25 protein-coding genes are annotated in these 22602 nt (G+C 51.8%); 1 reads left to right on the top strand and 24 read right to left on the bottom strand.

Annotated elements, in window-relative coordinates:
• Positions 1–184: 184 nt before the first annotated feature.
• The 12 genes from DW931_RS12380 to DW931_RS12325 form a co-directional block, all read right to left on the bottom strand.
• On the bottom strand, positions 185–1357 hold the full coding sequence (locus tag DW931_RS12380; RefSeq protein ID WP_107001325.1) for a M14 family zinc carboxypeptidase: 1173 nt from the start codon (positions 1355–1357) through the stop codon (positions 185–187).
• A gap of 347 nt (positions 1358–1704) precedes the next feature.
• On the bottom strand, positions 1705–2841 hold the full coding sequence (locus tag DW931_RS12375; protein ID WP_107001324.1) for a sodium ion-translocating decarboxylase subunit beta: 1137 nt from the start codon (positions 2839–2841) through the stop codon (positions 1705–1707).
• Between the two features lie 562 nt (positions 2842–3403).
• Complete coding sequence (locus DW931_RS12370) at positions 3404–3793, bottom strand: Asp23/Gls24 family envelope stress response protein (RefSeq protein ID WP_107001323.1); 390 nt, start codon at positions 3791–3793, stop codon at positions 3404–3406.
• Between the two features lie 307 nt (positions 3794–4100).
• The gene (locus tag DW931_RS12365; protein ID WP_107001501.1) at positions 4101–4826 is read right to left on the bottom strand and encodes a SpoIIIAH-like family protein; all 726 of its coding nucleotides are present in this window, start codon (positions 4824–4826) and stop codon (positions 4101–4103) included.
• A gap of 20 nt (positions 4827–4846) precedes the next feature.
• On the bottom strand, positions 4847–5527 hold the full coding sequence (locus tag DW931_RS12360) for a stage III sporulation protein AG (RefSeq protein WP_118482588.1): 681 nt from the start codon (positions 5525–5527) through the stop codon (positions 4847–4849).
• Positions 5502–6173 (bottom strand): stage III sporulation protein AF, encoded by a 672-nt coding sequence (locus DW931_RS12355; RefSeq protein WP_118482587.1) that lies wholly within the window; start codon positions 6171–6173, stop codon positions 5502–5504. Before DW931_RS12355 ends, DW931_RS12360 begins: the two co-directional genes overlap by 26 nt.
• A gap of 3 nt (positions 6174–6176) precedes the next feature.
• Positions 6177–7385 (bottom strand): stage III sporulation protein AE, encoded by a 1209-nt coding sequence (locus tag DW931_RS12350; protein ID WP_118626989.1) that lies wholly within the window; start codon positions 7383–7385, stop codon positions 6177–6179.
• 48 nt (positions 7386–7433) lie between these two features.
• Positions 7434–7820 (bottom strand): SpoIIIAC/SpoIIIAD family protein, encoded by a 387-nt coding sequence (locus DW931_RS12345; RefSeq protein ID WP_118482584.1) that lies wholly within the window; start codon positions 7818–7820, stop codon positions 7434–7436.
• Between the two features lie 172 nt (positions 7821–7992).
• Positions 7993–8187, bottom strand: coding sequence for a stage III sporulation protein AC (gene spoIIIAC, locus DW931_RS12340; protein WP_022359269.1), 195 nt, complete (start codon positions 8185–8187; stop codon positions 7993–7995).
• 13 nt (positions 8188–8200) lie between these two features.
• Positions 8201–8722, bottom strand: a complete 522-nt coding sequence (locus tag DW931_RS12335; RefSeq protein WP_107001318.1) for a stage III sporulation protein AB — start codon at positions 8720–8722, stop codon at positions 8201–8203.
• Positions 8713–9768 (bottom strand): stage III sporulation protein AA, encoded by a 1056-nt coding sequence (locus DW931_RS12330; RefSeq protein WP_118482583.1) that lies wholly within the window; start codon positions 9766–9768, stop codon positions 8713–8715. Before DW931_RS12330 ends, DW931_RS12335 begins: the two co-directional genes overlap by 10 nt.
• Before the next feature lie 55 nt (positions 9769–9823).
• Positions 9824–11209, bottom strand: coding sequence for an MATE family efflux transporter (locus DW931_RS12325; RefSeq protein ID WP_118482582.1), 1386 nt, complete (start codon positions 11207–11209; stop codon positions 9824–9826).
• A 138-nt stretch (positions 11210–11347) separates the two neighbouring features.
• On the opposite strand from DW931_RS12325, the gene DW931_RS12320 reads away from it, so the two are divergent.
• Positions 11348–11569, top strand: coding sequence for a hypothetical protein (locus tag DW931_RS12320; protein WP_107001315.1), 222 nt, complete (start codon positions 11348–11350; stop codon positions 11567–11569).
• A 27-nt stretch (positions 11570–11596) separates the two neighbouring features.
• Here DW931_RS12320 and rlmH read toward each other — a convergent pair whose 3' ends face one another.
• The 12 genes from rlmH to recJ all read right to left on the bottom strand — a co-directional run bounded on the left by rlmH (position 11597) and on the right by recJ (position 22512).
• Positions 11597–12076 carry a 23S rRNA (pseudouridine(1915)-N(3))-methyltransferase RlmH gene (rlmH, locus tag DW931_RS12315; RefSeq protein WP_118482581.1) on the bottom strand — a complete coding sequence of 160 codons (480 nt, stop codon included), beginning with the start codon at positions 12074–12076 and terminating at the stop codon, positions 11597–11599.
• Complete coding sequence (locus DW931_RS12310) at positions 12073–13101, bottom strand: alpha/beta hydrolase (RefSeq protein ID WP_107001314.1); 1029 nt, start codon at positions 13099–13101, stop codon at positions 12073–12075. The genes rlmH and DW931_RS12310 overlap by 4 nt, the downstream gene beginning before the upstream one ends.
• Positions 13102–13184: 83 nt before the next feature.
• Positions 13185–15173 (bottom strand): DUF6320 domain-containing protein, encoded by a 1989-nt coding sequence (locus DW931_RS12305; RefSeq protein ID WP_243036949.1) that lies wholly within the window; start codon positions 15171–15173, stop codon positions 13185–13187.
• Positions 15174–15264: 91 nt separating this feature from the next.
• On the bottom strand, positions 15265–15966 hold the full coding sequence (locus DW931_RS12300; protein ID WP_022359279.1) for a response regulator transcription factor: 702 nt from the start codon (positions 15964–15966) through the stop codon (positions 15265–15267).
• Between the two features lie 31 nt (positions 15967–15997).
• Positions 15998–16777, bottom strand: a complete 780-nt coding sequence (locus DW931_RS12295; RefSeq protein WP_118626988.1) for a helix-hairpin-helix domain-containing protein — start codon at positions 16775–16777, stop codon at positions 15998–16000.
• Between the two features lie 85 nt (positions 16778–16862).
• Positions 16863–17294: a DMT family transporter gene (locus tag DW931_RS12290; protein WP_118482578.1), complete on the bottom strand. Its 432-nt coding sequence runs from the start codon at positions 17292–17294 to the stop codon at positions 16863–16865.
• Between the two features lie 182 nt (positions 17295–17476).
• Positions 17477–18250: an SIMPL domain-containing protein gene (locus tag DW931_RS12285; RefSeq protein ID WP_243036947.1), complete on the bottom strand. Its 774-nt coding sequence runs from the start codon at positions 18248–18250 to the stop codon at positions 17477–17479.
• A gap of 153 nt (positions 18251–18403) precedes the next feature.
• Positions 18404–19258: a bifunctional 5,10-methylenetetrahydrofolate dehydrogenase/5,10-methenyltetrahydrofolate cyclohydrolase gene (locus DW931_RS12280; protein WP_118468550.1), complete on the bottom strand. Its 855-nt coding sequence runs from the start codon at positions 19256–19258 to the stop codon at positions 18404–18406.
• Between the two features lie 72 nt (positions 19259–19330).
• Positions 19331–19663: an AzlD domain-containing protein gene (locus DW931_RS12275; protein WP_118468599.1), complete on the bottom strand. Its 333-nt coding sequence runs from the start codon at positions 19661–19663 to the stop codon at positions 19331–19333.
• 41 nt (positions 19664–19704) lie between these two features.
• Positions 19705–20451, bottom strand: coding sequence for an AzlC family ABC transporter permease (locus tag DW931_RS12270; RefSeq protein WP_117796867.1), 747 nt, complete (start codon positions 20449–20451; stop codon positions 19705–19707).
• 34 nt (positions 20452–20485) lie between these two features.
• Positions 20486–20794: a hypothetical protein gene (locus tag DW931_RS12265; RefSeq protein ID WP_118468552.1), complete on the bottom strand. Its 309-nt coding sequence runs from the start codon at positions 20792–20794 to the stop codon at positions 20486–20488.
• A gap of 5 nt (positions 20795–20799) precedes the next feature.
• Positions 20800–22512, bottom strand: coding sequence for a single-stranded-DNA-specific exonuclease RecJ (gene recJ / locus DW931_RS12260; protein ID WP_118468554.1), 1713 nt, complete (start codon positions 22510–22512; stop codon positions 20800–20802).
• Positions 22513–22602 lie beyond the last annotated feature (90 nt).

The raw sequence follows: 22602 nt of genomic DNA, 5'->3' as shown, positions 1-22602 counted from the left end.
TTAGATCATGTTGCAGAATTTGTCAACCATATTCTTGAAAAAAGAATGTATTTTCCGTTTTGTATAGTTTTAGCTTCCTGTTTTTGTTGATTCGTCCCAAATCTTGAAACAAAAAAGGATGTACGACCACTTCCAACTCCAGTCGCACATCCTTTTTCTATCTAATCTTCATTTTATTCCATCATCAATGTGTCGCCACATAATATCCCAGCGTTGCCGGGACTGCCTTATTCTGGTTCCAGATCGCCGGATATTCCGAGAAAGATACCGGGCAGGTGGAACGTCCTACCTCGATCGTGATACCAGGGATGCCTGCTGCCTGCTGCAGCCAGTCCTTCAAGCCGCCGACGCCCTTGCTTCCAAGAACGGAATAACCATTCAAGGCATGAACAGCGTTTGCCAGCGCCTTGGACTCTGCCGCTTTCTGGTTGTTCTGCGTATCCCAGTAAATCACATTTCCCATCGCATGATAGTTGATAACCGCATTGAATCCCGTTCCCTGAATCAGGTTCGCGATTGCCTGGCTCTCCGGCTCTGACAGTGGGTTGGTTCCCTTATAACCATTTGCAGACGGATGGGTTAAAGACACATTGATTCCCTCCCAGTTTGCTGCAAAGTTATAGTTCAGATCGACACCGCGTGCATTCGCCTTCCAGCGTCTCATATACTCTTCATAGCTGACCGTTGTCCGGCTGGATGCCTTGTCCGCCGCGTACGCCGCCTGCATCGTCTGGCGCAGTTCCTCCGACTGGATACCATTCTCGCCCATCTGGCTGATCGTGACTCCATCCGGATTCAGCATCGGCACAAAATGAAATGCCACCTGTCCCAATATGTTAGAAAGCGGTTGCGTCATATAGGTACCATTATTCGTAAATCCAGCTGCCAGATACTCGAGCTGCTGCATCATCAGCGGTACAACGATATACTCTCTGGCATGAATCGCCCCCTGGAACAGAATCTTCTTGGATGCGTTCGGATTGCCGACAATCACATCGTAGATATCACGTCCGTCCGCCGATTTTCCGATCGATTTCACTGTCACCGTTCCCGGATAACGGCTTGCCAGCGCCGAAATATCGTTTACCATCTGGCTATAGGAATACTTGTCCACCGGATTGACAACCGGATTGGATAACGTCTGATTATAATAGGAATTATCCGCCTGCTGTCCCGCATTCGCGTTCGTGGTTCCCGGACCGCCCGGTCCGATCACTGGTGCTGCCGCTGCCGGATCATCCGCCGGTCCTGCATACGCTGTAACTGCCGATAAGCTGCTGCACACAACTGACAGGGATAAACAAGTTGCCAAAGCGCCTTTTCGCAGCAGGCGCTGAATTTTATTTCGTTGACTCATTCTCATGTCTCCTTCTGGCCCTTTCAAACTCTTACAAACAATGTTTCTATTATAGATTTACCTCTGTCGAATGTCAACGAACTGCATAAAACTGAAAGAAAAAAGAAAGATACTTTTTCCAATTTATATTTTACTTTAACTTACCTAAAATCAGCACCACTGCCGTAATAATCAGGACAACGACGAAAATTCCCGCCATTCCTTTTCCCATAATTGCCAGCGAAATCAAAAAATTATTCCACATCCGATATTTTCCTCCATCTCAATCAGTGCAATGGCTGTCTCTTGATTTTTCATCATTCAAGTGCAGCCTTCCTTTTCCATTTTATCTGCCCGACAGACCTATATTACAAATACTGGCTTACCAGCTTAATAACCAGTCCGCCCGCGATGACCGAGGCGATCTGCCCCGATACATTGGCGCCGACCGCATGCATCAGGATAATATTTCCCTTTTCCTCCTCCATCGCCAGCTTCTGCACCACGCGTGAGGACATTGGGAATGCAGAAATGCCCGCCGCACCGATCATCGGATTGATTTTCGTCTTCAAAAACAGGTTCATAAATTTAGCAAACAGCACACCGCCGATCGTATCAAAGATAAATGCAATCAGACCGATTCCCATAATCAGAAGCGTGTCAACCCGCACAAACGCATCCGCACGCATACTGAACGAAATCGTGATGCCAAGCAGCAAGGTAATCAGGTTTGCCAGCTCGTTCTGTGCCGTCTGGGAAAGTGCCGGAAGCACGCCGCACTCGCGGATCAGGTTTCCAAACATCAGAAATCCGACCAGCGCCACCGATGCCGGAGAAATCAGTCCGACAATGATAGTAACTACAATCGGAAATGCGATCTTGGTCGTTTTGGACACATTTTTCGGACTGTAGGTCATGTGAATCCGGCGTTCTTTTTTCGTCGTCACCAGACGGATCGCAAATGGCTGGATGATTGGCACCAGCGCCATGTAGGAGTACGCCGCCACCGCGATCGCGCCCACATAGTTGGAATGCATGATCTGGGAAACCAGAATGGAAGTCGGTCCATCCGCCGCACCGATGATTCCAATCGATGCCGCATCCCTGAGTTCGAATCCCATCAGCGATGCCGCACAGATCGCAAAGAAAATGCCAAACTGCGCCGCCGCACCAAATAAAAACATGATCGGCTGTGACAGAAGCGGTCCAAAGTCAATCATTGCCCCGATTCCGATAAAGAGCAGAATCGGAAGCGCCTCCGACGCGCTGATCGTCGTCTCAAACAGCCACTGTATAATACCCTGTGTCTCCCCGATGCCCTCCGTCACCTGGTTAATGACGCCGGATAATGGCAGGTTTACCATGATCGCGCCGAATCCCATCGGCAGAAGCAGCGCCGGTTCGTATTCCTTTTTGACCGCCAGCCAGATCAAAAGCCCGCCGATCAGATACATCACAACCTGCTGCGGCGTGATCGCCATGACGCCTTCCCATAAAAATTCCATGTTGTTCCTCCTGTTAATTTTGTTTTCCTTCATAAATATTCTGTTTCCTGGAGTCCCTTGCCAGGATACACCTGCTCTGGCAGCTGTCTTTCTTCGCGCCAGACATGCATCCATGCGAGTGTTTTTGTTTCATAGGACACAATTTCCTATGAAACATGAAAAAGAATGTGCCTTGGCACATTCTCGCGCCGAGCGCGGTCGCTTGCGACATGTTTCTGCTTCGCGCGAGTGCGCATCCTCGCGGAGCGTTTTTTGTTTCATAGGACGCAATTTCCTATGAAACAAAAAAGACTTTCAGCATACGTTTCATCCACATATGCTAAAAGTCTTGTTCCTCACATTTGAATCATACGGCACACGCTTTTTGTTACAAAAGCACACTGCCATCTGACTTACGCAAGGCATGTAACCATGAGGTTTACTATCCTCAGGGTCTGTTGGTTACATGGTTATAACTACTCCCTTTTAACGCGATCATCATATCATACGGTTTTTTCCCCGTCAAGGTCAAACTGAGTATTTTGTGTTAAGAAAATGAAAAGCTACGAAAACACGAAACCTGCTATGCTTCCGCCGGCATATTGACACCCGCGATCTTAATATTAACTTCCAGAACCATGAGACCGGTCATATTTTCAATCGCTGTCTTTACTTTGTCCTGCACCTTTTCACTGACTGCCGGGATGCTGTAGCCATATTTCATATTTAAGGACAGATCCACAATCACGTGATCCTCGGTTACGGTCACTTTCACGCCCTTGCTCAAATTTTTCATGCCGAGCTTTCCGACCAGTTCATTTGTGATATTGCCAGCCATCGAATCGACACCGTCTACCTCGGTCGCTGCCAGACCTGCGATGATCGCCACTACCTCATCGGCAATTTTCACTTCTCCAATGCGGTCCTTTTCATATACGATATGTGTGCTTCTATCTTCTGCTTCTCTCGCCATTCCAAATCCCTCCTGACCACTTCCATGTACGCCCGGAATCTTCTCTTCCCACAAAAAACAGATGCTCGAATACTTCCAGAAATACATTTCAATTAAGTGTTTTTATTATACCAAAAATACAGGAGTTTGCAAAGGCATTTCCGGTTCGAATCTCATCCGAGTTACTGTTCACGCATACGTGCCCAGTAACGGAATTTGCCGTGGCTTCGCATTTTAATACGGCAAATTCCTGCTGCCACCACGTTTTCTTACGGCACTTTCGGTTCCAAAAGTGCCTACCCGTGAACATTAACTCATCCGAACTTCCTCAATCTCCCAGGTTTAAAAGGGAAATCACGATATTTTCCGCCGATATCTCGGTTTTCCGTTTTACAATATCCTCGATCTGCGCGCGCTGCGGATCTGTGATGGACGGCGCGTTGACAACGACATCCACTTTTCCATCCGTGATGCTGACAACCGGATCGGCAAATCCTTTCGCCATCAGAAGCGTTTCCGCTGCATTTTCCTTCTCCGCTATCGCATTGAGTGCCAGCATATCCTGAACGGCTGCCTCTTTTGCCGACGCATCCAGATTTTCATTGTTAATCAGGGCATTCAGCGCTTCGCGGTTCTTGGCGCGGATCTGTTCACGGCTGAGCTGTACATTGGCTATGTACTCTGCCACGCCGGTTCCGCCTGTCAAAACCGCCTCGCCCGGGTTATCGACTGCCGGATTGTCCGCAGATGCCTCCTCTCCGTCCGCCGCCCCCTGCGCTGTGCCCTCCTCACTGCCTGCTGCCAGCGGATCGCCCTCTCCCGGATCGTCAAGACTTGCAATCTCCTCATATTCACCGTCCGCCACGCTTCCGGACACCGCCTGATTTTCCGAATATATATCGCTATCTGAAATCTTGGTCGCCCCCGCTTCATATGTATCCGCCCCCGGCAGATCGGATTTTCCCGCATAGTTGAGATACCCCGCCGCCGCAATCATGATCGCCAGCGTCGTGATGATGATTTGATTTCTCCTGAAAACGCGTTTCATCTTCATTCTCATATTTGCATACTCCTTTATTCCACCCGCTTTAATACTTTTATTTTATGTGCCGGCAGTCCGAATAATGCCTGCATCGCTTCCGAAATTTCCTTCTGTACCGACGCATTTCCTCCTCCCTGTGCGCTGATCACGATACCGGAAATCTCCGGTGCCAGCTCTTTTTCAACTACCGGTTCCCCGCTGCCTGAACTTCCCGTCAGCACGGTGCTCTCCCGCAGCGATTCATCCGCCTGCTGCCGCGTACCACCCGAAGAATCCGTCTCCGAGGTGGACGCCCGGCTTCTCTCCTTATCCACCCGCAGCACCTTTTCCGAAGAAGAAAACAGAGTCAGCATCACATCCACCTCACCCACGCCGTCCACCTTCTTTAAAACGTCCCGGATCCGCTGCTCCAGGCGAAGCTCGTAGAGGCGGTTCGTGTCCTGCTTGGATGCAGTGCTTGGCAAACCTGTTTCGACATCCGAACCACTCTCTTCTGAACTTCCATTTTTGTCCTGCCCTGCTCTATGCCCAGAGTTTGTTTCTGTTTCACTCTCCGCCCATCTTTCCCCTGACCGCAAGACTCCCGTCTCACTCGTCTTCTTCCCAAACGGCGCATATAAGATCAGAATTGCCAGCCCAAGCACCAGCAAAATCAGCCATTTTTCATTTCGTTTGACCCATTCCTTGTCAAGGTTCCATCCTGACTTCCACATGATCCGCCTCCACCTGATAAAACGATGCCAGCCGCTGCTGAAGCTCCCAAATCTTTTCCCCATTCATCCATGAAACTGCCTGCGCGGCGGCGGGTTCTCCCTGCTTCTGCTCCTGTTTAAGTGAAATTTCAATCGGGGGAATTTTTTCTATTTCAATCATCGAACTCTGATTCTCCTCCAGTTCCGCCGCTTCCATCCCCGCTTCCATCCCCGCCTCACTTCCCGCCACATACACCGTCACACTCCGCACCGAGGCAAATTGCTCCGACTCCGGATCTTTTTCCAGCTCTACATCCGCCTTTTCCACGGAAAATCCCGCTTCCGCTGCCACCCGCACCGCCTCCTTGGATGCTTCCGCCTCATACTGGCTCAAAACCATATTTCTGCGCCGCACCTCTATCTCATCCATCTCACGTTTCAGCTCGCCCGCTTCATTTTCAAACGAAAGAGATGTAAACAGATAATTCAGCCGCTCCTCCAGCCGCAGCCCGTCCGTCAGCGGCTTAAGCACAATCAGAAGCAAGATACAGCCCGCAAACAGGCGAATATATTTTTCATACTTATGTGCGGGCAAAAGCCCGGTCAGAACGGTCAGAAACACAAGATAACTGACGATATTCCCCGCCCAGTGAGTAATTACTTCCATCTTCTACCCCGCAAAATAAGCCGCGTTCGTGCTCGCACACACCACCGCGATCGAAAGTGCAAATAACACCAACGCCGAACCAGCTGCTGCCAGCAAAAAATAAAATCCTTTCGCCACTGCGCCGACTGCCTCCACCACCCGGCTGTCACTGACCGGCTGCAAAAGCGCCGCGCTTCCCTGGCACCCCAGATAGAGGATTAAAAGTTTCAAAAGCGGCAGAAGCGACACCGCCGCCAACACAAGTACTCCCCCGATGCCCACCGTATTCCGGATCAGGACGCTGCTTCCAAGAAGTACCTGCGACACTGCCGCCGCGCCCTGTCCGATTCCCGGTATCAGGCTGACCGCCCGCCGCAGCGCCGTCTGGCGCATCGAATCTGTATACGGCGCAATCATTCCCTGCAGCACATGAAAGCCCAGCACCACTCCCAAAAGCGCCTTGCTGCCCCAGCGCATCCCCTGTTCCAGCAATTCCAACGCTTTTGAAAACAAATCCTTCGAGCTTAAATGTCCTGCCAGCGACAGCAGGACATACAACTGGGTGCATGGCAGAAACAACTGTAAAAACACCCATTCCGCCACATTGACAGAAGCAAGTGTCCACGCATATCCGGCTGCTGCCGAGGTACTTCCCCCGGAAAAGGAAACAGCCAGAAAAAAAGCAGGAACCAGCACCCGGACAAATTCAAAGAGCTGCTCCAACAGTGTCCGCGTGATCCGCACCCCATTCAAAAAACTGGCGGCAAGCAGTGTAAAAATCAGAAGATACGTGACATAAAAGCCCATCTCCGATACCTGACTTTCGGCAAAGAGACTCGAAAAGCTGGCGAACACCGCCCCTAAAATTCCCAGAAGGATGACCTGCCCCATCCATCTGCCATTTTCTGAAATTTCCCGAAATAGGGCTGTCCGGCAAAAATCCATCAGCATCCGAACCACTCTCTGATAATTGCCAGAGAGAAGCATCGAAAGGATTTCCCGGAATGAAAGCCCCGGGACTGCCGAACCTCCCGCTTCCCTTAAAAATGCTTCGATTCTGCTTAAATCCAGTGAGTTCAGAAGAGAATCCATGTTCTCTCCAGAAACACTGAAATCCGAATCTTCAGATATCTTTTCACCATTTGCCGCCGACACCGTTAAATGATTTCCTGCCATCAAATATACACTCAAGAATATAACGCTCACTGCCCGCACAACCATCTTTGTTCCCACCGTCACCTGCTCTCACCATCTCTCCGCTTTTCTGCACTTACCACTTCCCTACGCCAAAAACTGCTTCACCGTCTCCAACAATGCCAGCAGAATCGGCATACTGACCGCCAGAATGGACAGCTTCGCAAATATCTCAATCTGTGTTCCCAGCGAACCGTACCCGGCATCCTTGCAAATCCCGGAGGCAAATTCGGCAATATAAGTGATTCCCGCCATTTTCAAAAGCGCCGACAAATACACTGGACTGAGCCCGATGCAGGATTCCATCGTCCGAAGTGTTTTCAGAATCACTTCCAGCTTTCCCGCCGCATAGAAAAAGAGACACAGCCCCGCCGCCATCACAATGTACGTCCCATACTCGCTGCCTTTTCCCTTGAGCTGGACTGCCAGAAGAACTGCCGTGATCCCAAGAACCGATACGGTTAAAATTGACATTTTTTACCGTCCTTCCCTGCAATGTACTCTCGGAGTCTTTCCTGCACTCGCTTTTGCGGCTGATTTTTCGCCAGCTGCACCCGAATTTCATCAACATACGCCTCAGAAATTTGGGCTCAACTGACAAAAAATCATCTCACAAAATCAAGCACAGAAGGATTCCGAGAGTACATTACAACGCAAACAATTCCTTCATCGTCTCAAACAATTGATAAATATACGGCACCATCCAGAACAGTACCAAAAGAAGACCCGCAAGACTTGTGAGAAATGCCTGTTCCTCCCGCCCGCTGTGTTTGAGAATCTGGCAGAGGACGGAAACCAGGATACCGACTGCCGCAATCCGAAATATTAGATTAACTCCCATTTTCTTCCCCCACTTACATCAACACCACTGCCAGAAACAGCCCGCCTAGTATCCCAAGTCCCCAGCACAGCCGTTTCTTCTCCGGCTCTTCCCGCCGCAGCTGCTCAATCGCCCGTTCCAATTCTTCCAGATACAGTGCCAGCGTCTTTTGCTGCATTTCCAGATCGAGATACCCGATGCTGTTTCCAAACCGGCACATCAGCTCCCATTCCTCTGTTCCTAACATCGGACGAATCCCCTGCTCTTCCAGAACCGCTTCCCAGATACTCCCAAACGGACACTCTGGATTCGCTTCCAGCCGCTCTCCTGCCACCAAAAATAGTTTTCCCGCTTTTCCATCCCCGCGTGCCCCCGCCCGGCACAGTGCCAGAGGAAGAACTGCCTGTGTATACCCAATCTCTCCCTGCAGTCCCGCGGCAATCCGTTTTACTTCCTCCAAAAAACGCCTCCGGCCAATCAGGCGCAATGCCTCACCCCCGCCAATCCCCGCACACGATACGCATACAAGGCAGATTCCAAGCAATTTTATCCACATATGAGCTCCTCACCAGCTGCATCATATACCGCCTCCACCGTTCCCGGTCCGCGTCTATTTCCCAGCACCACATACCGCTCAAACCGTTTTTCTTGCAAAAAAGAGGACAAGCCCGGTTTTTCCCGGATGTCCTCCATCGAATTTCCATGTACGGTTGCCAGAATCCTGCAGCCACAGTTCATCACATAGCGAAGCGCCTCCAAATCATTCTCACCGCCGATCTCGTCCACCGCGACCACCTCCGGTGCCATCGAGCGGATCAGCATCATCATTCCCTCCGCCTTGGGGCAGGCATCCAGCACATCTGTCCGGCAGCCAACATCGTTTTGCGGGATTCCCTGATAACAGGCGGCAATCTCCGAACGCTCATCCACCACCCCGACCGTCTGCGCCCTCACTTTTCCACCATGCTGCTTCCTCATCTCCACCATTTTTCCAGCTTTATTTTCATGTCCTGCACCTGCCTTAGGCCGTTCAAAGCTCCCCGTCAAAGCAGAGCCCCTATCCTTTCCCTCTTCTCCATCCGACACCATCCGGATCAGATCCCGCAGAAGTGTTGTTTTTCCGCATCTCGGCGGCGCAATCAGAAGCGTATTCCGGATACTTCCCGTCCCTGGATCCGTCAAAATCGACCGTATTTTTGCTGCACATCCTATCATCTGATGCGAAAAACGGACATTTAAAAAGGTTATCGGATGAATCGCCTTTATATGTCCGTTTTCCAGTATCGTCCTTCCAGCCACGCCAATCCGGTGTCCGCCCTGCACGGTCAGAAACCCCTGCCGGATTTCCTCCCCGTAAGCATAGAGGGAAGAACGAGCCGCGCATTGCAGCGTCTCGTCCACATCCTCCCGGCTGACCCGGAATCCACTTCCGGCTGTGTACTCTTTATTTTTATATATGTAATACAGCGGCGCGCTAACCCGCAGCCGTACCTCTTCCATTCCATCCGCCTCAAGCGGAAGCGCCAGAAGCTGCTCCCGGATATTCCGGGAGAAAAAATGAAACAGCGCCCTCACATCCTGCTTTGATTGTTCCTCCTTCATCAGCCCGTCCTCCTTACCTCAATATATGAAGGACTGGCTAAAATATACCATCCGCCTATGCATGCACGAACGCACTTTCCATCCGCCGCAGCCGTCTCACCTCCACACCTGCCATCGCAAGCGCCACCACGCCCGCCACAAAGTCCGCGATCGGTCCGGCATACATGATGCCGTCAATGCCGATAAACAGCGGCAGAATCACAATCAGCGGCAGCAAAAAGAGAATCTGGCGCGTCAGGGACAGGAAAATACCCTTTTTCGGTTTTCCAATCGCCGTAAACAGGTTCGACGCAATCGGCTGCACACAGTTTAAGAACGTGAAAAACAGGTAAATCCGGAAATATTTTTCCGCAAACTGGAAATACATCGCCGATCCTTCCCCGAACAGCCCGATGATCGGACGCGGAATCAACTGGAAACACGCAAAGGACACCGCCGACACCGCAAATCCCCACCTGAGCGCCAACCCATACACCTGCCGCACGCGCGCACAATTTTTCGCGCCATAATTGAAACTTGCGATCGGCTGCATGCCCTGCGAAAGACCGATGACGATCGAAAAAAACACCTGATTGACCTTCGTGATAATGCCGGCACACGCCAGCGGAATCGATTCCCCATAGTCCGAATGCGCACCGTAGTAGGTCAAGGATTTATTTAACACGATCTGCACCACCAGCATCGCAAGCTGGTTGAAAAATGCCGCTGCCCCCAATGAGGTAATCATGCTTACATATGTTCTCTGGGGTCGAAGATGCGCCGCTGTCAGCCGTCCGTTTTTGTAACGGCGCAGATACCGGATAATCAGGATTCCTGAAAAAATCTGTCCAATGATCGTCGCCAGCGCAGCACCCGCCATTCCCATATGAAATCCAAAAATAAACAGCGGATCGAGCACTGTATTGATCAGCGCCCCGGATAAATTGTAAAGCATCGCATTAAGCGGGCTTCCGTCCGCCCTCACCAGATGCCCGCCGCCGTTGGTCAGAATCAGAAATGGAAATCCCAGAGCCGTGATACCCGTATACGTTTTGGCATACGCCAGCACATTGTCCGGCGAACCGAAAAAGCGCAGCATCGGCGTCAGGCAAAAAAGCGCCACAGTCCCCAGAATCACACCGCTTCCAAACAGAAGCGTCGCCGCATTTCCAATATAAAATAACGCCTTTTCCCGATCGCCGCCTCCCAGCGTCAGGTTAAAGGACGCCGCACCGCCGATTCCAAACAAAAGCGCCAGCGCCACACAGGAGATCGTCAACGGAAACGCCACGTTCGTCGCTGCATTCCCCAGCTCTCCCACGCTTCTTCCGATAAAAAACTGATCGACGATATTATAAAGGGCGCCTACCAGCATCGCGATAATACTTGGCACCGCAAACTGCCGCAAAAGCCCGCCGATCGGCTCCGTGCCTAGTATATTTTTCTTCTGTACCTGTTCCATGAATCTTGATTCTCCTGTCTACGTTACTGCGAACAATTATCAGTCTACCTCTCGTTACTGATAATTTTTCCTCTTTACATGCCTTCCCCGCGCATGATACACTACCATCAGTTATTAAAACGGAAAGGACTTAATCACATGAATCTTTCATCCTTACTGCAATTTCGGGACGAGTGGGCGCGTTTCAAAGCCCGCCACCCTAAATTTTCCCCTTTTCTGAAAGCCGCCTACACCCGCGCGCTGCGCGAGGACAGCGTCATTTCCCTAAAAGTGACCGCCCCGGACGGAACCGAGGTGGCATCTAACTTAAAGGTCAAAAAAGAGGATCTCGAACTGCTCTCGCGCATTATGAATAGCTGATTTTTAATCATCCATCATGCATTATGTCTACTTATGATACGGTTCTCCTTTTATAATCCGGAAACTCCGGTAAATCTGTTCCAGCAGAATCACGCGCATCAGCTGGTGTGGAAAGGTCAGGCGCGAAAAGCTGATCTTCGTGTCCGCACGGTTTAACACCGCCTGCGACAACCCCAGCGAACCTCCGATGATAAACTGCAGATGGCTCTCACCTCGCACGCCCAGGTCTTCCATCCATGCCGCCATCTCCTCCGAGGAACGCTGCTTTCCATCGATCGCAAGTGCAATCACATACGCGTCCTCCTTGATATGCGCCAGAATCCGCTCGCCTTCCTTGTCGCGGATCTGCGCTTCCTGCAGCTCACTCGCCTTATCCGGCGTTTTTTCATCCGCCACCTGCATGATCTCCAGACGGCAGTAACGCCCCAGCCGCTTGCTGTACTCCGCGATCGCCGCCTCCAGATATTTTTCCTTAATTTTTCCTACTGTCACTAACGTAATCTTCACTTTTTAAGCTCCCGTTTTAAAAATGCCAACAGATTCAGCCGCGCCCGGTCTTCCGTCTCTTTGCGTCTCGTTTTTACCTTTTTCACGACCGTTCCCTCCGGCTCCCGATGAATCCGGTAGATGATCCGCAGATATTCCGCGACCTCTTCCCATGCCTCGCGGCTCTCCGGAATCAGGTCGAGTCCCATCTGAAATACATGGAACATCCCGTCATAGACCGAGCAGCGCACCTTGACGCCCTCGGCGCGCGCCTTTTTCGCTGCCGCCCTCGTATCATCTAAAAGCACCTCATACGCGCCCACCTGCATCAGCATCGGCGGAAATCCTTCAAAATCTCCAAACAGCGGCGACAGATACGGATTTTTCGGATTGGCATTCCCGATGTAGCTGCACTGGTACAACATATTTTCCTTCGAATTACCAAACAGTGGATCGATCGTATAATTTTCCTCATACGATGCCCCGCTCAGACTTACATCCGTCCACGGCGACATCGTGATAATACCCGCAGGAAGCGGCAGCCCGTGATCTTTCGCATACAGACAGAGCGCCAGCGCCAGGCCGCCGCCCGCCGAATCCCCAGCTACCACGATCTGGGACGGCTGGTATTTCTTCTCTTCCAGAAGCCATCGGTACGCGTACACCGCATCCTCCAGCGCCGCCGGATACGGATGCTCCGGCGCCACCCGGTAGTCCGGCGTCAGAACATCCGCGCCGAAGCTGATCTGCGAATACTTAACCGCAAACCGCCGGTAAATATTTTTCATCGGACCGATATACCCGCCGCCGTGCAGCTGCAAAATGACGCGCCCCGTCACCGCCTGCTTCGGCTTCAAATATTCCATCACAAACTGTTCTGTTTTTACCAGCTCATAAATATATTCCGCCGGACATCTCCACGCCGGTTCGACCGGATTTTTCCGGAATTCGCCGGTCTGGATCGGCTTCTTTAACGATGTCTCCATCACGTCACTCATCATATCACGCGTCAGATTGCCTATCATGCTGACTGTTTTCCGACTCATGCTTCTTCCCTTTCTTTCATCCAAATTTTCAATCTTCGTATTTTTATAGATCGTTCCTTTACTGTGACCGATTTTCCTGCCATTTACACATGAAACCGCCTCTTCAATTCCCGCTTCACACTCCGGTCGCCCAGAATCACCGTCGCCGCCAGCGCTGCCACCGACACACCTGCTGCCAGCACCGTCAGACGCGGATGATGCGTCCACCCGATTTTCCAGAAAATCAACGGCACAAAGCTCAGAAATGTAATTGTGATCTGATACATAAAATAGCTCTGCCAGTTCATCCGGTTGACTAACATCATCAGAAGAACCGCCGCCACCTCAAACAGTGCGACGCATGGGATCGCGTAGTCCACCGACCACCCCCGAAGCCCTGTAAGCGCGTCAATCAGAAGCAAAATTGCCTGAATTCCCAGGGACTGCCGCACCAGCGTTCCTGCCAGGCTCGCATGCCGCATGACCGAAAACCGCAGCGTCATCGCCACATATGCCGCCGCGCCCGCCGTCAGAAGCGACCATTTAAACGGAATCCGATGATAAGTCGCCAGATTCGTAAGCCCCGCCAGAAGCGATACGAGCACCAATGACACATAAAATCCCCGCACCGCACGGCGCACGCGCTCTCGATCCTGGGCAATCACTGGATAACGTCCTTTATCATGCTTCGTATCCGTGATTCCATTGCTCTCTCGCTCTACCCGGATGCCCTTTTCCTCCAAAAAGTGAAAGAAAAACTCCGGAAGCCGGTTCTCTGCCATCGCGCTCGTAAACGACAGGCATAATTTCCCGTCATACGCCACCGCCCCGCATTTCATTCGCTGCTTCGGCGATGCGCCGACAAGAAGCTGAAAGCCCTCGATCGAATCTTTCAGTTCCTCCCGAACCTGCGCCGGTCCGATGTTGGAAAATGTCATCGTGTGGGCGCGGCTGGTGTGCAGAAAAATCAACTGCATCGCCAGATGTTTGACAAATAGCGGGATCGCCCGCACATACCATTTTTTCTCATTCGACACATTGTAGGAGATCGTCTCCTCCAGCCGCTCCTTCACGATCTGCTCATCCATCTGGCGGCTCACAGACGCAATCACTTCTTCCAATGCCTCCGGCGCCTTTCCCGCCGCCCACGAAATATTCACGACAGCAAAGAAGTTTGCCAGCGTCTCCGACTCAAAAAAACTCCGTAGGTTCACCGGAAGATTGAGCGCCACCGGACGTTTCAGCGTTTTCCCATCCGTCTCCGTCTGGATGATCGCCCAGAGAAGCACCGCCGCCAGATATTTGGTGATGCTGACCCCCACCTTCCTGCATTCCGTCTTCAGTTCCGACACCTCAATCGTCCCCTGCAGCACTGCCATCTGATCAAATGGGAGAAATTCCCCCTGAATCGCAATCGCCGGTCTGCTGTTATAATGCCGATGCGGCAGTTTCCGGTAATGTCGCAGATAATCGTCCTCCCGGAGCGGCGAAAACTCCCGCTCCTGCACCACAACCGGCAATTTTTTCACCAGTTCCAGATAATGTTCTGTAAGCCGTGAAGCAAACCGCAGCGCCCCCAGTCCGTCCGTCAGCCCGTGAAACACTTCAAAATTGATCCTGCATCCATAGTAGCTCACACGGAATGGGAACCGCGCGCCCCGGTGCGGATCAATGAAACGGCACGGTGCACTCTGTTCTTCTTCCACGCCCGGATTCCGGTTGTTCGTCTCAAAATAATACCAGAAAAATCCCTTCCGCAGCTTCACCCGGAAATTTTCAAACTCCGGAAGTGTCCGCACAAGCGCCCTTTGCAAAAGCTCCGGATCTACTTTTTCTTTCAGAACCGCCGAAATCCGGAATACACTGCTTAAATCCTCCCCCGACACCGCCGCAAAAAGCTTCGCCGTGTTATCCAGCCGCCTCCACGCGGCTCCCTGGATGCGGAGACGCTTTTTCTTTGGTTTTTCCTCTCGTTTCTTCTCTCGTTTCTTCTCCACTTTTTCTGAAACTATCTGTCCCGGCTCTTCCTGCTTCCCTGCAATTTCATCCTTCTGATCCTGTTCTTGGTTTTCCTCGTTCATTCTCTGCTCCATCTGCCTTTGCCACCTAAAGAAAAAGAGCAGCTGCCGGGATACACACTCCCCTGCAGCGCCCCTTTCATCCTCTTCTGAGTTCTTTTCTATATTACCGAATCCGGAAATAATACCCCACGCCCCATTTCGTATGTACATATTTCGGATCACTCGGACTCGGCTCGATCTTCTCGCGCAGCCGCCGCACATGAACGTCTACGGTGCGGACATCGCCGCCCGCCGCCGCCCGGTTGCCCCAGACAAAGCGCAGCAGCTCCTCGCGGCTGTAAACCTTGCCCGGATTGCACACCAGGAGCTCCAGAAGGTCAAATTCCTTCGCGGTCAGATTGATCTCGCGGGAAGCGATAAAGACCCGGCGGCTGTCCGAATCCAGCGTCAGATCGCCCGCCTCGATGACTTTCTTTGTCTGCTGCGGCTCCTGTCTCGATTTCTTGGAGTTGCGGCGCAGGATCGCCTTGATGCGCGCCTTTACTTCCAAAATGTTAAATGGCTTTGTGATATAATCATCGGCGCCGTATTCCAGCCCCAGAATCTTATCCATATCGTCGCCTTTTGCGGTCAGCATAATGATCGGCATCTCGGAGAACTCCCGGATTGCCTGGCAGACTTCAAATCCGTTCAGCTTCGGCAACATCACGTCCAGAAGAACCATATCATACTCCGTCTCCTTCGCCATCTGAAGCGCTTCCTCCCCGTCATAGGCGCAGGCAACTTCAAATCCATCCTGTTCCAGACTGAAACGGATTCCTTTTACTATTAATTTTTCATCATCTACCACTAATACCTTCGCCATTCTCCACCTCAACCACTATGCTTCTATCTCTCTATACTGTAATCTTATCTTTTATCTTCTGAAATGCCGCGTTCTTGATGCCAGGCACCTTCATAATATCCTCAATCGTCCGGAAACCGCCCTTCTGCTCCCGGTAAGAAAGAATCGCTTCCGCCCGCGCCGCGCCGATACCGTTTAAAGTCATCAACTCTTCTTTGGAAGCTGTGTTTAAATTAATCAATGCTGCACTGCTTCCAGATTTCTGCGAAGCTGACTCGCTGCCATTCCCAGCAGCGCCTCCGGCTCCCAGAAGCCCGGAGACATCCTTCCCTGTTTCCTGATATTTCCGAATCTCTTCCCTGCTCGGAATCCGAAGCTGCTGTCCATCCTCGATCGCCTGCGCCAGATTTACATATTCCTGCGCCGCCTCCGACGTCATCCCGCCCGCCTTTTCAACCGCCTCATACATACGGCTGCCCGCCGGAAGCTCATAGACGCCCGGTGCGGCTACCTCGCCGCAGACGTGGATATATAGGATTCTCGGTTCCGGCGTTTGGGGATTTTCTTTTGATTGCCCCTCAGGCGCAGCGTTCTCTGCTGCTTCATTATCCCCATCCACTGACCCGCCGTTTGACCGTTTTGCTGGACGTTCGGAGCTTTCCTGCGAATCATCCACTTCTTTTAAAAAACTATTCTGCGTCTCCAGCACCACCGTCTGCTTCTCTCGCCGGCTCTGCACACCAAAACACAAAACAGCCGCCAAAAATACCACGCCGACTGCCCCTGTTCGCATCCATCGTTTCCGATTTACTGTTTGATTTGTCTGTTTCATCTTCTGCACCCCTCTTTTTCCGAGGCGCGTTTTGTCCGTAATTCTATTCTAACCAAAACCCCCTTTAAACACAAGCAGAAAATTTTTATTCCCATCTGAAAATCACAATCCCCGCAATCGCAACCGCCGCCCCGATCGCCTTGCGCCACTCAAATCCCGCTTTCTCCACACCGAACCAGCCAAACACCTCGATCAGGTACGCCACCAGGATCTGTGCCACGACGATCAGAAGCGCTGATTTTGCCGGTCCCAGCGCGTCAAAGCTCTTGATGACCGTGTACGTGATAAATGCCCCGATCACGCCGCCGGTCAGCATATACCGCGGTTCGATCTGCCAAAGCTCCGATACCGCGCCGCGCCCCGTAAAAAGCCACATCACCAGGCAAACCACAAATGCACTTATCTGCACCCAGCCAGCCGATACCCACATGCTGGTCTGTTTCATCACGGCAGAATTAAACACGCCCTGTATACTCATGAGTGCGCCGGAAACCAGCGCGGTTATCATTCCCCACATAAAAAATAAACCTCCGCATTCTGTTCTACATTCTCATGAAACAGCAGCCGTTTCCGACCATCCATTTCACACTGTTAGTATCCCAGATATGCGAAGGTTTATACAATTTGTGTTTATTCCCTTTTCCTGTTTAAAATCCGATTTTTCCTCCGAAACCAGACAACCTTTCATGCAGCTGATCCCTATTGAATGGAAAACGTAGCCGACACCTCTGCCTCAACATCCACCTGCCCCGGCATCAGGTTTCTGCCTGCACCCGCATCTTCCATCGCCGTTTCCTTCATCGCCATGCCGCTGCTGTAAGAAGTGTCATAATAACGCGCCTGCTGACCGCTGCTGTACTCCTGCACATTCGTCATCGTTCCCAGCTTGCAGCCGCCTGCCTCCGCCATCGCTTCGGCTTTCACGCGCGCCGACTCAATGGCTTTTTTGAGCGCTTCCTGATAAATCTCATCAAAATTGCTGCACTGATACTGGACCGAATCGATCGAATTGATACCCGCATTGACCGAATCGCTGATGATCGCCCCTGCATCCTCAATCGCAACATCCGATACAACAACCTCCGTCGTCATCTCATAACCAGTGATCTTCTTGCCATTGTCCCAGTCATAGATCGGATTCAGCCCCAGACCGCTCGTCTGCACCGAGGTATCTGCAATTCCCTTTTCCTTCAAAAGAGCCAGAACCGCATCCAAATCCGTCTGATTCTCCGACTGGCAGGTGCTCGCATCCGCCGCCTGTGAATAGACACTGTAGGTAATTTCCGCAACATCCGGCTCCGCCTTGATTTTCTCCTGACTCGTCACCGTGATCCCCGTATTTTCCGCCGACTGCACCGTCACCGATGCCGGTGCGGACGTACAACCTGCCAGACCTGCCGCCGACGTCATTGTCATCGTGCCTGCTGCCAGCAGAACTGCCATCCTGTTTCGCATCATCCCCATTTTTCTCATAAAAATTCCTCCCGTTTTTCTGTTTCATCCGTGAGTTCCACCCCACAATGGGTTCGGACCTTCCGGAGCAACAACTGGTACACTGTCATTCTTACTATAGTTATACCTGAAAACGAGAGGAAATGTATTGCTTTTCTCTTAACTTTCTTTCGCTTATTTATTACTATTTTTTTCCTGTTTCATCCATGCCGCGCGCACCAGATGCTGTGCCAGAACCGCCGTCGTCACGCCGCCGACACCGCCCGGAACCGGGGTTGCCGCCGAAGCAGTTCCTTCCAGATCGGCAAAATCCACATCGCCGCAGAGTTTTCCATTTTCATCTACATTGATCCCAACGTCAATGACAACCGCATCCTTTTTTACATAGGTGTGGTTGATCATCGCTGCTTTTCCCACGCAGGCAGCCAGAATATCCGCCTCCCGGCATACCTCCGGCAGGCTGGCGGTTCTCGAGTGGCAGATGGTCACGGTCGCATTTTCATGCAGAAGCAGCATCGAAAGCGGGCGTCCCACAACCATGCTTCTTCCTACGACTGCCACCCGTTTGCCAGAAAGCGCGATATCGTTCATTTTCAGCATGCATACCACTGCCTCCGCCGTACACGGCGCAAAACCGCTCGTATCGCCGCTGAACACCTTTGCGATATTGACTGGGGAAATACCGTCCAAATCCTTCGCCGGATCGATCATTTTTTCAATATCCTGCTCGTTGATCTGTTTTGGAAGCGGGCGCAGCATTAAAATACCGTCCACCGACGCATCCGCATTGATCGCCGCAAACTCCTTCTTAAATGCCTCGTCCGAGATATCTCCCGGAAATACCTTCGATTCCACCTCAAGCCCGAACGATGTCAGCTTCTTCGTTGCGCCTTTCTCATAGGAAATATCATCCGGATTCTCGCCCACCCGGATAATCGTCAGTTTCGGCACCCATGTCAGGGTTTCCAGCCCTTTTTCCACCTGCTCTTTCAGCTTTGCCGAAACAGCGGCTCCCTTCATTGTAATCATCTTGTCTGCACCTTTCGTTTTTATTTATGATGAATTTCCCGCGCTTTTGCGCATATTCATTTTAAATTTTTCTTAAAATGAAAGCGACGCCAAAAGACCGGCTCCGCCTGCCATCTCAAGCAGGTAAACCGTCACAATCGCCGCGATCGCCACTACCACCAGGCTCTTTCCCTTATATCCCAAAATCACCGCTGCGATCGTTCCTCCGACCGCCGAATAGAGATGTCCTGTGGAGGTAAATACATCCGGAAATGTCAGTGCTCCCAGCACTGCATACGGCGTATAATCTAAGAAAGATCGGATAAACTTCGAACGGATCTGTTTCCGGAAAATCGTAACCGGAAGAACACGTGGAATATATGTAACCAGTGCCATCAAAAGGACACAGGTCAGCACGTATTTCATATCGAGTGTTCCGGCTGCTCCTGCTGCCTCTGCTGTATTCATCATTCTGCCCCCTCTTTCTGACTCTCGTCCTGACCGGCTTCTTTACCGTCCGGATCATGCGGGAATTTCCATGCACCGAACGCCGATGCCGCGATCGTAACCAGAATCACCCGGAAACCGGAGGAAATACCGGCAAAAACCGGAACATATTTTAAAATGCACACCATCACAACTGCCAGAATGATGACGCAGCACACCGACCGCGATTTGCGTGCCGCCGGCAGAATCAGTGCAATAAACATCGCGTACAGGGCAATTCCCATCGCATTCTGCAGCGCCTGCGGCAGAACCGCCGAGATCGCGCCTCCCAGCCAGGTTCCAAGATTCCACCCCAGAATCGGCATCGTGATAAGTCCCAGCATATACGACGCTTTCAAAATGCCCGGATGCAGGGAACTGACGACAAACGTCTCATCCGTGATGCCGAATGCCAATGCCAGGCGCGCCCCGGTTCCCGTCTTTTCATCGAGCTTCTGGGACAGGGACAGTGACATCAGCATATAGCGCAGGTTGATGACAAACGTCGTCAATGCCACCTCAAAGTACCCAGCCCCCGCCAGAATCAGGTTTGTCCCTGCGAACTGTCCGGCGCTCGTTAAGTTCGTCAGCGATATAAAAACTGCTACCCAGACCGGCAGACCGCCCGACACCGCCAGGAAGCCAAACGTAAAGGAGACCGGCAGATACCCCAGTCCAATGGGGATACCGCTCTTTAGCCCCTCATAAAATGTCTTTTTCCAACTCATTCTACTTTTTCACTCTTTCTGTTCACGCAACCGTCTATTTTTCAGGCTTCACATACCGCGCATGCTGCCCGTTCAGCCACTCTACCCCGCTCACAATTCCTTCTTCCGAAAATGGAAATTCCTTGCGGGTCTTCTCCTCTTCCGGCGTTGCGTTGTATCCATATGGTTCCGGCCACGATGTCACGGTCAGGACTGTCTCCTCGACCGTCTCGCCATCTGCGCCGTCTTCTTTCGGTACTTCGCGCTTTGTCATCTCCATCCGGTAGCGCATCCCGGTATCACTTCCGGTAAATTTTTCTTTTTTCAGGAAATTGACCGGCATCACATCTTTTCTCGTTATCATGCCATTTACCCCCGGAATTTATAACGACGGATCACCGCCTGCAGCGTTTTTCTTCCATTGTACTCATTGATGTCCGGATAATACACGACGTCGATCTCCCGCCGTCCGGCGCGCTCTTCCTCAAACGCCGTTCCGTCACCGAAATATAGCGCCTCGATCGCGTGTCCGTCTGTCTCTTCCAACGTCATTTTTACGACATTCCGGTTGCGCCCCAGCACGCGGCTCGCCCGGATGCGGAGTGATTTCTCTGCAAACAGTGGTTTTTCGTTGCCCTGTCCAAACGGTTCGAGACAGGAAAGCTCCCTCACAAGTCGTTCTGTCACATATCCCACCGGCATCGGCACATCGATCCAGACTTTCGCTTTAAAATCTTCCTCCGTCAGCCCCGCATTTTCATTCAGTCTGCGCCGGAACTCGTCAATGTTCTTCTCTTCCAGCGAAAGCCCGGCTGCCAGCGGATGCCCGCCAAATTTGAGCAGCAGATCGCTGACCTCTGTCAGCTTTTTAAACATATGGTACTCATCGATGGAACGTCCCGAGCCTTTGACCGCCTCCTCGCCGCGCGTCAGCACGATCGCCGGCTTCTGATAATATTCCCTCAGGCGCCCTGCAATAATGCCCGCCAGCGATTCATGGCATTCCGGCAGAAAGACCACCAGCACCTTGTCCTTCTGGTACCAGCTCTCTACCTGCAGCTTCGCCGCCTCAGTCCCCTGTTCGGTCATATCCTTGCGGGTATCATTTAATTCCTTAAGTTCCTCTGCCAGGCGTTCTGCCTCTTCCTCACTCTGCGCCCGCAGAAGCGCCAGCGCTTCCTTTGCCGTTTTTAATCGTCCGCCCGCATTCAGGCACGGTCCAATGACAAATCCGATATGGTATGCTGTGATCGCCCCCAGATCAAGATTATTTTTCTCCGCCAGTCTGCGAAGCCCTAGATTTTTGGTCTGCGCCATCTTTTTAAGACCGTATTTTACCAGAATCCGGTTCTCATCCTGCAGCTTCATCACATCACCGACCGTCGCAATCGCGGCAAATTCAAGCAAATCCAGCCAGTCCATCTGCGGCACGCCCCGGCGGGCATATAAAACCTGCACCAGCTTGTACGCCACCACTGCGCCGCAGATCTCCGGAAATGGGTACGGACAGTCTGCCTGTTTCGGATCGATCACCGCATCCGCCGGGGGAATCTTCTCTTTTTCCCCATCTAAGGGCACCTCATGATGATCCGTGATGACAACCGTCATGCCATATTTCTTCGCCAGCTCCACCTGATGGAACGCGGAAATACCATTGTCACAAGTCAGAATCACCTCCACGCCGTCCGCGTGCGCCTGTTCGATGATCGATTCATTGATTCCGTAGCCATCCTTGATGCGATCCGGTATCTCAAAATCTACATCACTGCCCAGCCGTTCAAATGCCTGCAATAATATGTACGTCGAACAGACGCCGTCAATATCATAATCACCGACGATCCGTATCTTCTTTCCAGTATCCACAGCCTCGCACAGGATGGAAACGGCACGCTCCATATCTTTTAACAGCATCGGATCATACAGATCATCCAGCGTGCCATTTAAATAGCGGTCGATCGCCGCCTCTCCTTCGATCCCACGGTTCCGGATAATACGCGCCGTAACCGGATCGATCCGAAACCGCGCCCCGATCTGCTTAAAATCTGCTTTCTTGGTCTGAAGCATCCAGACTTCTTCTGCCATTTTGTTCCTCCTATTATCTAGATGTACTCTCGGAGTCTTTTTTGCACTTGCTTTTGTGGCTGATTTTCCGCCAGCCGCACCCGAATTTCA

It is taken from the genome of Clostridium sp. AM43-3BH (genome assembly GCF_003479985.1).
Classification (GTDB): domain Bacteria; phylum Bacillota; class Clostridia; order Lachnospirales; family Lachnospiraceae; genus Otoolea; species Otoolea fessa.
This window is presented reverse-complemented; position numbering and strand designations above follow the sequence as displayed.

Coding starts and splice junctions, on each gene's coding strand:
- DW931_RS12365 (WP_107001501.1), bottom strand. CDS start 4,826: ATGAAGATGAAACGCGTTTTCAGGAGAAATCAAATCATCATCACGACG.
- DW931_RS12360 (WP_118482588.1), bottom strand. CDS start 5,527: ATGTGGAAGTCAGGATGGAACCTTGACAAGGAATGGGTCAAACGAAAT.
- DW931_RS12305 (WP_243036949.1), bottom strand. CDS start 15,173: ATGGAGCAGAGAATGAACGAGGAAAACCAAGAACAGGATCAGAAGGAT.
- DW931_RS12330 (WP_118482583.1), bottom strand. CDS start 9,768: ATGAAGGAGGAACAATCAAAGCAGGATGTGAGGGCGCTGTTTCATTTT.
- DW931_RS12265 (WP_118468552.1), bottom strand. CDS start 20,794: ATGATAACGAGAAAAGATGTGATGCCGGTCAATTTCCTGAAAAAAGAA.
- DW931_RS12380 (WP_107001325.1), bottom strand. CDS start 1,357: ATGAGTCAACGAAATAAAATTCAGCGCCTGCTGCGAAAAGGCGCTTTG.
- DW931_RS12325 (WP_118482582.1), bottom strand. CDS start 11,209: ATGGAACAGGTACAGAAGAAAAATATACTAGGCACGGAGCCGATCGGC.
- DW931_RS12375 (WP_107001324.1), bottom strand. CDS start 2,841: ATGGAATTTTTATGGGAAGGCGTCATGGCGATCACGCCGCAGCAGGTT.
- DW931_RS12270 (WP_117796867.1), bottom strand. CDS start 20,451: ATGAGTTGGAAAAAGACATTTTATGAGGGGCTAAAGAGCGGTATCCCC.
- recJ (WP_118468554.1), bottom strand. CDS start 22,512: ATGGCAGAAGAAGTCTGGATGCTTCAGACCAAGAAAGCAGATTTTAAG.
- spoIIIAC (WP_022359269.1), bottom strand. CDS start 8,187: ATGGGAGTTAATCTAATATTTCGGATTGCGGCAGTCGGTATCCTGGTT.
- DW931_RS12285 (WP_243036947.1), bottom strand. CDS start 18,250: ATGAGAAAAATGGGGATGATGCGAAACAGGATGGCAGTTCTGCTGGCA.
- DW931_RS12310 (WP_107001314.1), bottom strand. CDS start 13,101: ATGAGTCGGAAAACAGTCAGCATGATAGGCAATCTGACGCGTGATATG.
- DW931_RS12335 (WP_107001318.1), bottom strand. CDS start 8,722: ATGTGGATAAAATTGCTTGGAATCTGCCTTGTATGCGTATCGTGTGCG.
- DW931_RS12300 (WP_022359279.1), bottom strand. CDS start 15,966: ATGGCGAAGGTATTAGTGGTAGATGATGAAAAATTAATAGTAAAAGGA.
- DW931_RS12275 (WP_118468599.1), bottom strand. CDS start 19,663: ATGAAATACGTGCTGACCTGTGTCCTTTTGATGGCACTGGTTACATAT.
- DW931_RS12290 (WP_118482578.1), bottom strand. CDS start 17,294: ATGTGGGGAATGATAACCGCGCTGGTTTCCGGCGCACTCATGAGTATA.
- DW931_RS12345 (WP_118482584.1), bottom strand. CDS start 7,820: ATGTCAATTTTAACCGTATCGGTTCTTGGGATCACGGCAGTTCTTCTG.
- DW931_RS12280 (WP_118468550.1), bottom strand. CDS start 19,258: ATGATTACAATGAAGGGAGCCGCTGTTTCGGCAAAGCTGAAAGAGCAG.
- DW931_RS12320 (WP_107001315.1), top strand. CDS start 11,348: ATGAATCTTTCATCCTTACTGCAATTTCGGGACGAGTGGGCGCGTTTC.
- DW931_RS12370 (WP_107001323.1), bottom strand. CDS start 3,793: ATGGCGAGAGAAGCAGAAGATAGAAGCACACATATCGTATATGAAAAG.
- DW931_RS12355 (WP_118482587.1), bottom strand. CDS start 6,173: ATGGAAGTAATTACTCACTGGGCGGGGAATATCGTCAGTTATCTTGTG.
- DW931_RS12295 (WP_118626988.1), bottom strand. CDS start 16,777: ATGAAACAGACAAATCAAACAGTAAATCGGAAACGATGGATGCGAACA.